The organism is Desulfovibrio sp. (assembly GCF_034006445.1).
GTDB lineage: Bacteria > Desulfobacterota > Desulfovibrionia > Desulfovibrionales > Desulfovibrionaceae > Desulfovibrio.
In genome coordinates, this window is the sequence record NZ_JAVESS010000025.1 from 24,043 (window position 1) to 33,609 (window position 9,567).

The following is a 9,567-nucleotide window of genomic DNA, read 5'->3' on the forward strand; positions in this document are numbered from 1 at the left end:
GATCCCCTCCTTGGCTTTGACGATTCCTGTATAGCAAGGGGGAGTCAGCGAGTCCGTAACATATGTTACGGAACAAAATAATCGTAAAATTCTTTCAGCCGTTCGGGGTGGGGCAGGGCGATGGTTTTTCCGCGTATGTCCAGCAGCCCTTCGTCTCGCATGGCCGCCAGTTCCCGCGAAAGGGACGGGCGCGTTACACCAAGAAAATCAGCCATCTGTTCACGGTTCATGCCCAGGTTCACTGCTCCGTCCGGGGCGCGATGCTCCAGCAGAAGGGCGGCGATTTTGCGCCGCAGGCTGCCGGACGACAGCAGCGAGACCCGGCGGGTCAAAAAAAATGCCTTGCGCGCAAAGACCGAGAGCATGTTGCGGATGATCTGCGCGTGCATGGCGCAACGCTTTTCACAGGTAGAATAAAAGAACTTGGCGGGGATGGCCAGAACCCGCACCGGACTTTCGGCCTGCACGCTACAGCCGTAGGTGGTCTGATCAAGAAAAACATACACTTCGCCGAACAGATCGCCAGGACTGCCAATACGGGCCATGACCGCGCGTCTGCCGTCGGCGCTGTCGCGTCCCACCGTGACGGAACCCTCCAGCAGGACGAACAGACGGGTGGGCGTATCGGTTTCGCAAAAAACCATCCCCCCCCTGCCGTATTTCTCCTCCACAGCGCCGCTGCACCCCAGACAGAGTCTGGCTTCATCGGCTGTCATATGCGCGAAAAGGTCACAGTTTTTCAGGGCCTGATCCATGCGTTCTTCCTGTCCTGAGGAGAAAAACCGGTATTGAATGGGCGCCATGCCGATTCTGAACTGATGGCAGTGTACACTAAAGCCTGGAAAATGCACACCTCCAAGTTTGGCTCGACCGTGTTGGGGAGGGTGAACAACCTGTTGGCGCAGGACATCCAGGCTGCACTTCCGCGTCCTCGCAGGGGGCGCGGAGCCTGTGCGCCGGTGGCTTGAGCGTGTTGGAGCGTTTTATCCTGATGGAGGGCAAAGCCGTGCCTTGCGCTTCTCCTTGGCCTGCAAAACAAAAAGCCCGTTTCCGGGCTTTTTGTCGCAAAGATCGTTTGTGGTGCGGGGCGCATATTATAGCGAGGGCAGCCCCAGCAGCACTCTGGCAGAAATGGCCACCTGCATGAGCACCTGGGAGATGTCCTTGACGGCCTGCATGCTCTTGGATTCCACCTTGGGCAGCACCAGTATCTGGTCGCCGGCCGAAATGTGGCTGCCGCCCTGCGTCACCGAGCCGTTCTGGTGCATCACAAGAATCTTGTCGCTGTCCGCGCGGTTGGTCAGGCCGCCCGCGCTCTTGATGTAGTCGTCCGAATCCTTCTTCTTGGCCCAGAGCATGGCCTGGGGAACCATGACCTCGCCGCTGACCAGCACAACGTCGCTCTTGGTGGGAATGACGATGATGTCGCCTTCCTCCAGGCTCAGGTCGGCCTTGTCCGGGCCGCCTTCAAGCACCACCACGCCTTCTGGTTCCACAGCCTTGGCGCGCTCCACGAACTTGGACACCATTTCGGCTTCCTTGGCGCGTATCTGCGCTTCATCGGTACTGGCCGAAGAGGCGGTGAGGGCGGTTTCTTCCAGGCGGCGCAGGGAGTCGGCAATGGCTTTCTTCTGCCTGACGGCCACGCTTTTGCGCTTGATGTACATGGCGTCAAGGTTGGCGCGCTCCGGCTCCACGGCAATAAAGTTCTTCACGTCGCGCAGGCGCGCGCCCTGGCGTACGGGAAAGCGCGAAGCGCCGCGCACCGCGCCCTGGACTTCAATCATTATGGTGTTGCCCGATGCGTCGGCGATGAACTGCACCTTGTCGCCGTCTTCAAGGCGCAGGTTGCGCAGGTCTTTCAGGGGCAGATATGTGCTGTAGGGCGCGCCGTTGCGTGTGCCGTTGAGCGTGATGTGCGAGGCGCGGCTTTCGGGTTCGGCCAGATCGATGAGAGCCGCCCCGGTGGCCTGCCCCTTGGGAAATTCAAAAAGTGCCGCATTGCGCACCACGCCCGTGGCCGTGATTGTGGGGCCTTTTTCACCCACCACCAGCGTATCGCCGTCCTGCAGCCGCACGGCGGGCAGTACGCCCTTGCGAGCAAAGGGGTAAAGATCAAGGTTGGCTACGGATTTTCCGTCGCGCATAAGATGGATGTCGCGGTAGCTTCCGCGCACAGGGTCAAGGCCGCCTGCCTTGTCCAGAAAGCTGAGCATGGGATCGTTGGGGCCGCCGGTGTAGCTGCCGGGGCGGGCTACGCCGCCGGTCACAAAGATGGACACGGGGCGGGCGTCCAGGGGGGCGGCGTAGATCTGCACGTCGGGGTGCCCGTTGGCGGACAGCTTGCTGCGCAGGGCGTCAATCAGCTTGTCGTAGGCAAGCCCCGCTGCGGGCATATCACCCACTTCGGGCAGGTTCATGTGCCCGTCCGGCCCCACGGTCAGGGTGCGGTCGACGTTAAGGTCGCCACCCCACAGACGCACCACCACCCGGTCGCCGGGAGCGATGACGGAGCCTTCCTTGTTGTGGGCGAAATTGCCCTGAAAAAGATTGGCAGCGTACGGCCGCACGTTGTCATCGGCCCGGGCTGCTCCACAAAGGGTCAACAGCGCCAAGATAGCGAGAAAGTAGTGTTTTTGCAGCATGGTGTTCCAAAGGATAAGACGCGCGGTTTCGCGGCTGAGCCGCGCCGCGCGCCTGCAATAGTTACGGGGTCAGCCCCCGCTGAAATTACGGCTTGGAGATGCCCTGTCCCCACACTCTGGGAGCCATGATCCATCGTCCCTGTTCGTCCTGGCAGATAACCACCACTTCGGCTTCTTTTTGCCCGGCCAGTACTGTGCCGCGTTTGCAGTTTTCACCCTTGGCCGAGGTGAAGACTTCGTCAACGCTCACGTTTACGCCCTGGCCGAACTGTACGTCGTCCACAACAGTGGTCTGGCCGGGGGTGGAAAGTATCATGAAGTTTTCCACAGGGCCAGGGGGTGTTTCAGCCTTTTGCGGGTTTTCGCCAAAGCCGCAGGCGGCCAGGGGCAGGGTGAGAAAAAGTGCGGCAGCCAGGGTGGCCAGCTGGTGAAAGCGCTGAGTGCGTAACGTACCGAGGTTTGTGTTCATGCGGACTCCTGGCGGCGGCGAGTCGCTGCGCCATGATCATCTGACGTGATTTCGGATCATTTTCTTCCACTCCCTGTCGCAGAGAATGCGGGCTCTGTCAATTCCCGCAGGGTACTATACCTTTTAACTAAGGTTTAATAGTCACGCTTTTTGCTAAAACAGGGAAAATAAAAAAGTAACACATAAGATACCAGTTGCTTATTGTGTCCACACTTTATAAATCCTGAATTTTATTTTGCATTTTGTTGTGAGGGTGGTATTATCTGCCTAATCTGTGCATCAGATCAAGCACCATTCAGGAGTATTCATGGCAAAACCTTGCATGAAAACCATTCACGTTCATGACGCAGTGGGCAGTGTTCTTTGTCACGATATAACGCGGATTGTGCCCGGTGAGAGCAAGGGGCCGGTCTTCAGCAAAGGCCATGTGGTACGGCCCGAAGATATCAAGGTGCTGCTCGAAGTAGGCAAGGAGCATCTTTATGTTTTCGAACCGCTCCCCGGCATGGTTCATGAAAATGACGCCGCCGCCCGCATTGTGGCCGCCACGGCGGGCAAAAATCTTGTGGCCGGGGAACCCAAGGAAGGGCGCATCAATCTCTCTGCCGCATGTGACGGCCTGTTGCGTATTGATGTGCCCGCGCTGACCAAAATCAACAGCCTGGGCGAAATTACCATAGCCACGCTGCACAGCATGCAGTTTGTGGCCAAGGGGCGGGCTGTGGCAGGCACGCGCGTGGTGCCGCTCATGATTGAAGACGAAAAGCTCCGTCGCATGGAGTCCATCATCAGCGGCCCCGTCATGGAGGTGCTGCCTCTTGCGCACGCCAAAGTGGGCGTGGTGACCACTGGCAGTGAAGTGTACTACGGCCGCATTCAGGACGCCTTTGGGCCAGTGCTGCAAAAAAAGTTCGCCAAACTGGGCAGCACTGTCATGGGGCAGACCCTCACCAGTGATGAGGTGTCCATGACGGCATCCGCCATTGTGGATTTTTTGCATCAGGGCGCGGACATGATCGTGGTCACGGGCGGCATGTCCGTTGACCCGGACGACCGCACGCCCACGGCCATCCGCGCTTCCGGGGCGGAAGTGCTCAGTTACGGCGCGCCGGTATATCCGGGGGCCATGTTTCTTCTGGCCTATGCAACCGGGCCGCGCGGCCCTGTGCCCGTTCTGGGGCTGCCGGGCTGCGTCATGTACCACAAGGCCAGTATTTTCGACCTGGTGGTGCCGCGCCTGTTGGCCGGCATCAAGGTCACGCCCGAAGATGTGGCGGCCATGGGGCACGGCGGTTTTTGCTCTGGTTGCCCTGAGTGCACGTACCCCATGTGCCCTTTTGGCAAATAGAGGCGCGGGCGCAACGGTATCACGGTCAAAATATCATGCTGTTTCTGGATGAGCAGCACGGCGTACTCGCCGGTCAGTCACGGCCCTGAGCGCGGATATCCCGCGTCGGCATATACACAGGCATTTATTAATAAAGGAGTCGCGCATGGAACCAAAAACTCTTGTAGTGAACGGCATTCCCCGGCGTTTGCTGGTCAGCCCCAATGATACTCTGGTGGACGTGCTGCGCAGCCAGTTGCAGCTCACCAGCGTCAAGGTTGGCTGCGGCAAAGGGCAGTGCGGCGCTTGTACCGTCATCGTTGACGGCAAGGTGTCGCGCGCCTGCATCATCAAGATGAGCCGCGTGGCTGACAATGCAGCCATAACCACTCTTGAAGGTGTCGGTACGCCCGCCAACCTGCATCCCCTGCAGCACGCCTGGATTCAGCACGGCGCGGCGCAGTGCGGTTTTTGCACCCCCGGTTTCATCGTGTCGGCCAAGGCTTTGCTGGACGAGAACATCAAGCCCAGCCGTGAAGACGTGCGCGACTGGTTCCAGAAGAACCACAATATCTGCCGTTGTACGGGCTACAAGCCCCTGGTGGACGCCGTCATGGACGCGGCCGCCATCATGCGCGGCGAAAAAACCGTTGAAGAAATCAGCTTCAAGATGCCTGCCGACGGCCGCATCTGGGGCACCACCATTCCCCGTCCCAGCGCTGTGGCCAAGGTCACGGGCGTGGCCGAATTCGGCGCGGACGCTGCCGTGCGCATGCCTGAAGACACCCTGCATCTGGCCCTGGCCCAGGCCAAGGTTTCCCATGCCCTCATCAAGGGCATCGACACCGCCGAGGCCGAAAAGATGCCCGGCGTGGTCAAGGTGCTGACCCACAAGGACGTGAAGGGCAAAAACCGCATCACGGGCCTTATCACCTTCCCCACCAACAAGGGTGACGGTTGGGAACGTCCCATCCTTAACGACCAGAAGATCTTCCAGTACGGCGATGCCCTGGCCATCGTTTGTGCCGACTCCGAAGCCAATGCGCGCGCCGCCGCTGAAAAGGTCAAGTTTGACCTGGAGCTGCTGCCCGAATACATGAGCGCTCCCGAAGCCATGGCCCCTGACGCCATTGAAATCCACCCCGGCACCCCCAACGTCTATTATGACCAGTTTGAAGAAAAGGGCGAAGATACGGCTCCCTTCTTCAACGATCCCAATAACGTGGTGATCGAGGGCAGCTACTACACCCAGCGCCAGCCGCACCTGCCCATCGAACCCGACGTGGGTTACGGCTACATCAACGAGCAGGGCCAGGTGGTCATCCACTCCAAGTCCATCGGTCTTCACCTGCACGCGCTCATGATCGCTCCCGGTCTGGGCCTGGAATTCCCCAAGGATCTCGTGCTGGTGCAAAACACCGCGGGCGGCACCTTCGGCTACAAGTTCAGCCCCACCATGGAAGCGCTCATCGGCGTGGCCGTCATGGCCACCGGTCGTCCCTGCCACCTGCGCTACAACTATGAGCAGCAGCAGAACTACACCGGCAAGCGTTCGCCTTTCTGGACCACGCTGCGTTACGCGGCCACCAAGCAGGGCAAGATTCTCGCCATGGATACGGACTGGAGCGTTGACCACGGCCCCTATTCCGAATTCGGCGACCTGCTCACCCTGCGCGGTGCGCAGTACATCGGCGCTGGTTACGGCATTGCCAACATTCGCGGCCAGGGCCGCACCGTTGCCACCAACCACTGCTGGGGCGCGGCTTTCCGTGGTTACGGCGCGCCGGAATCGGAATTCCCCTCTGAAGTGCTCATGGACGAACTGGCTGAAAAGCTCGGCATGGATCCCTTCGAACTGCGCGCCCTGAACTGCTATAAGGAAGGCGACACCACGCCCTCTGGCCAGGTTCCTGAAGTCATGAGCCTGCCTGAAATGTTCGATAAAATGCGCCCCTACTATGAAGAATCCAAAAAGCGCGTGAAGGAGCGTTCCACCGCCGAAGTCAAGCGCGGCGTGGGCATCGCCCTTGGCGTGTACGGCGCTGGCCTTGACGGGCCGGACACCTCCGAAGCCTGGGTTGAACTCAATATGGACGGCAGCGTGACCGTGGGCAACTCCTGGGAAGACCACGGCCAGGGCGCTGACGCCGGTTCGCTGGGCACGGCCCACGAAGCTCTGCGTCCCCTGAAGATCGCCCCTGAAAACATTCACCTGCTCATGAACGACACCAGCAAGACCCCCAACTCCGGTCCTGCGGGCGGTTCGCGTTCACAGGTGGTCACGGGCAACGCCATCCGCGTGGCCTGCGAAATGCTCATTGAAGGCATGCGCAAGCCCGGCGGCGGCTTCTTTACTCCTGAAGAAATGAAGGCCGAAGGCCGCCCGCTGCACTATGACGGCAAGTGGAGCGCCCCCGCCAAGGACTGCGACGGCAAGGGCCAGGGTTCGCCTTTCGCCTGCTACATGTACGGTCTGTTCCTGTCCGAAGTGGCTGTTGAAGTGGCCACCGGCAAAGCTACCGTTGAAAAGATCGTCTGCGTGGCCGACATCGGCACCCTCTGCAACAAGCTTGTGGTTGACGGTCAGATCTACGGCGGCCTCGCCCAGGGCGTTGGTCTTGCTCTTACCGAAGATTACGAAGACCTCAAGAAGCACAGCACCATGGGCGGTTCGGGCGTTCCCAGCATCAAGATGATCCCCGACGATATGGAAATCGTGTATGTGCAGACCCACCGCAAGGACGGCCCCTTCGGCGCATCCGGTGTGGGCGAAATGCCCCTCACCGCCCCGCATGCGGCCATCATCAACGGCATCTACAATGCCTGCGGCGCGCGCATCCGGCATTTGCCCGCACGTCCTGAAAAGGTCTTGGAGGCCATGCCCAAGTAGGGTAAGGTTGTAACAAAGGAAAAATCCGGGAGGAGGGCCGCAGCGTCTGGCAGCGCCATACCCGCTGTATCCCTCCTTCCGGGCCCTCACCCGCAAAGATCACTGGTTTGTCTGGCGCGCAGGGGTACAGACTCTTGTGGCGTATTGTCCATACGTTTGAGCGGGGTTTTCGGGGGCTCCCCCGAAAATCCCGCTACCTTTTTGCGGCAGGGAACATGCCAGGGCTTGCAGCCACGGCGCGCAGCCTGGATTGCGAAAGCTCTTGTTGCCCTTATTTCACACTAGCCGGTTTTGCAGTGAGTTTACGCCATGATGGATCAAAAGCGTCTGCACGAGATTGAAGCCCGCTGTACACAGGAAAGCCCCCCGCGCTGCCGCGAAGCCTGTCCTTTCGATCTGGACGTACGCACCTTCATGGCGCGTATGGCCGAGGGCAAGCCCGGCGAGGCCCGTAAGCTTGTGGAGCGCCATCTGCCGTTGCCCGGTACCATGGCGCGCCTTTGTGACGCCCCGTGTGAAAATGTCTGTCTGCGGCGCGACCTTGGCGGCAGCATCGCCATGCACGGCCTTGAGCTTGCCTGCATGCTGGCGGTCGGCCCACAGGGCCGCCCATTGCCCCTGCCGCCCAAACGCTTCAGCATAGCCATCCTTGGGGCGGGTCTGGCTGGCCTCGCGGCTGCCTGGGATCTTTCGCGCAAGGCGTATCCCGTAACGGTATACCATGCCGGAACGCCCGGCCAGGCAGTGCTTGAGGCCTATCCGCAACTGCGCAACGAGGGCGACGGGGCCTTTGCCAAGGATTTTCTGGCCGAAGATATGGAACTTCTGGTGCGCCAGAAGGTGCAGTTTGTTGCTGCCGATCTGGATCAGGCCCTGCTGGACAAGGCGGTTGCGGAATACGCGGGCGTGCTTGTGGATGCGGGCGCGGCCCCGGCTCTGGCTCCTGACGCTGCGGATATGGACGAGGAAACCCTGCACTGGCGTGACACTGTCTGCTGTGCTGGCTGGCCCAGCGTGACGCCCACGGGGCACAGTTTTGCCTCATCGTCGCGCCAGGCCGGACAGGGACGCCGCGCCGCCCAGACGCTGGAACGCCTGACCAGTGGCGTGTCCCTTACCGCCGCACGCAACAAGGAGCAGGGCGCATTGCACACGGATCTGCGCGGCATTGCGCCCGTACCGCGTGTGGAGCCTGCCGCCGTCGTGTATACTGCCGACGAGGCCGTGGCGGAAGCTGCCCGCTGCCTGCAGTGCGAATGCATGATCTGCGTGCGCGAATGCGTCTATCTGCAAAAATACAAAGGCTATCCGCGCGTTTATGCGCGGCAGGTTCACAACAACGCCTCCATCGTCAAGGGCCTGCATACTGCCAATGCCCTGATCAACGGCTGCGCCCTGTGCGGCCAGTGTGAAGAGCTTTGCCCCGAAAATTTTTCCATGGCCGAGCTTTGCCTCTCCGCGCGTGAGGATATGGTGGAGAGAGGCTATATGCCCCCCACCGCCCACGAATTTGCCCTGGAGGATATGGAAAGCGCCTCCGGCCCGGAATGCGCCCTTGTGTTGCCCGACACTTCACTGCCTTCTGGCCGTGATCCGTCATGGCTGTTTTTCCCCGGCTGCCAGCTTGCGGCTTCACGCGGGGAGCAGGTGGCCCAGGTGTACGCCCTGCTGCGCGAACGCATGGCAGCAAGCCCCGAACCCGGCGTGGCCCTCATGCTCTCCTGTTGCGGCATTCCGGCCCGGTGGGCCGGACGGGCCAGCCTTTTTGCCGAGCATACCGCAAAACTGCGGCAGACGTGGGAAAGCCTCGGCAAACCGCGCATAATGGCGGCCTGTTCGTCCTGTCTTGCCGCTCTGCGCGAATCCCTGCCCGAGGCGCAAGCCCTGTCGCTTTGGGAGGTTATGGATCAGATGGGCCTGCCTGAGGGGCCGCTGCCGTCCTCGCTCCCGCAGTCTGGTGGAAGGGCGGCGTCTTCCGGCGATCCGGCCATGGCCGGAGGCTGCGGCTCTGGCCTGCCCGAGGTTTTTTCCATTCAGGATCCCTGCACGGCGCGGCACGACAAAGCGTGGCTCGCGGCGGTGCGCAGTCTGGCCCAAAGAGCGGGAGCGCGTGTTGAAGAGCCGCGCCTCACCGGAGCGTCCACAGCCTGCTGCGGCTATGGCGGCCTTGTGTGGTGCGCCCAGCCCGAACTTGCGGATGCCATGGCCGCACACCGCTCAGGGGAACTGCCCCATG

At 60.9% G+C, this 9,567-nt stretch carries 6 protein-coding genes; 3 read left to right on the forward strand and 3 right to left on the reverse strand.

The genetic code is table 11. The features are described from left to right. Positions 1-65: 65 nt before the first annotated feature. The 3 genes from RBR41_RS13350 to RBR41_RS13360 form a co-directional block, all read right to left on the reverse strand. A complete protein-coding gene (locus RBR41_RS13350) occupies positions 66-803 on the reverse strand; it encodes a Crp/Fnr family transcriptional regulator (protein WP_320353141.1) in 738 nt (245 codons plus the stop codon). A 291-nt stretch (positions 804-1,094) separates the two neighbouring features. Then, positions 1,095-2,645 (reverse strand): polysaccharide biosynthesis/export family protein, encoded by a 1,551-nt coding sequence (locus RBR41_RS13355; RefSeq protein ID WP_320353142.1) that lies wholly within the window; start codon positions 2,643-2,645, stop codon positions 1,095-1,097. A gap of 85 nt (positions 2,646-2,730) precedes the next feature. Then, positions 2,731-3,114, reverse strand: a complete 384-nt coding sequence (locus RBR41_RS13360) for a DVU3141 family protein (RefSeq protein ID WP_320353143.1) — start codon at positions 3,112-3,114, stop codon at positions 2,731-2,733. A 322-nt stretch (positions 3,115-3,436) separates the two neighbouring features. Between RBR41_RS13360 and RBR41_RS13365 the strand changes: the two genes are divergently transcribed. From RBR41_RS13365 to RBR41_RS13375, 3 genes are all read left to right on the forward strand, one after another. Then, the gene (locus RBR41_RS13365) at positions 3,437-4,462 is read left to right on the forward strand and encodes a molybdopterin-binding protein (RefSeq protein WP_413785162.1); all 1,026 of its coding nucleotides are present in this window, start codon (positions 3,437-3,439) and stop codon (positions 4,460-4,462) included. Positions 4,463-4,607: 145 nt separating this feature from the next. After that, a complete protein-coding gene (locus RBR41_RS13370; protein ID WP_320353145.1) occupies positions 4,608-7,331 on the forward strand; it encodes a molybdopterin-dependent aldehyde oxidoreductase in 2,724 nt (907 codons plus the stop codon). 309 nt (positions 7,332-7,640) lie between these two features. Further along, the coding region (locus tag RBR41_RS13375) for a pyridine nucleotide-disulfide oxidoreductase/dicluster-binding protein (protein WP_320353146.1) at positions 7,641-9,567 on the forward strand (1,927 nt) is incomplete at its 3' end.

What these genes read in the sequence shown, in the direction of transcription:
- RBR41_RS13350 (WP_320353141.1), bottom strand. Translation starts at nt 803, where the DNA reads ATGGCGCCCATTCAATACCGGTTTTTCTCCTCAGGACAGGAAGAACGC.
- RBR41_RS13355 (WP_320353142.1), bottom strand. Translation starts at nt 2,645, where the DNA reads ATGCTGCAAAAACACTACTTTCTCGCTATCTTGGCGCTGTTGACCCTT.
- RBR41_RS13360 (WP_320353143.1), bottom strand. Translation starts at nt 3,114, where the DNA reads ATGAACACAAACCTCGGTACGTTACGCACTCAGCGCTTTCACCAGCTG.
- RBR41_RS13365 (WP_413785162.1), top strand. Translation starts at nt 3,437, where the DNA reads ATGAAAACCATTCACGTTCATGACGCAGTGGGCAGTGTTCTTTGTCAC.
- RBR41_RS13370 (WP_320353145.1), top strand. Translation starts at nt 4,608, where the DNA reads ATGGAACCAAAAACTCTTGTAGTGAACGGCATTCCCCGGCGTTTGCTG.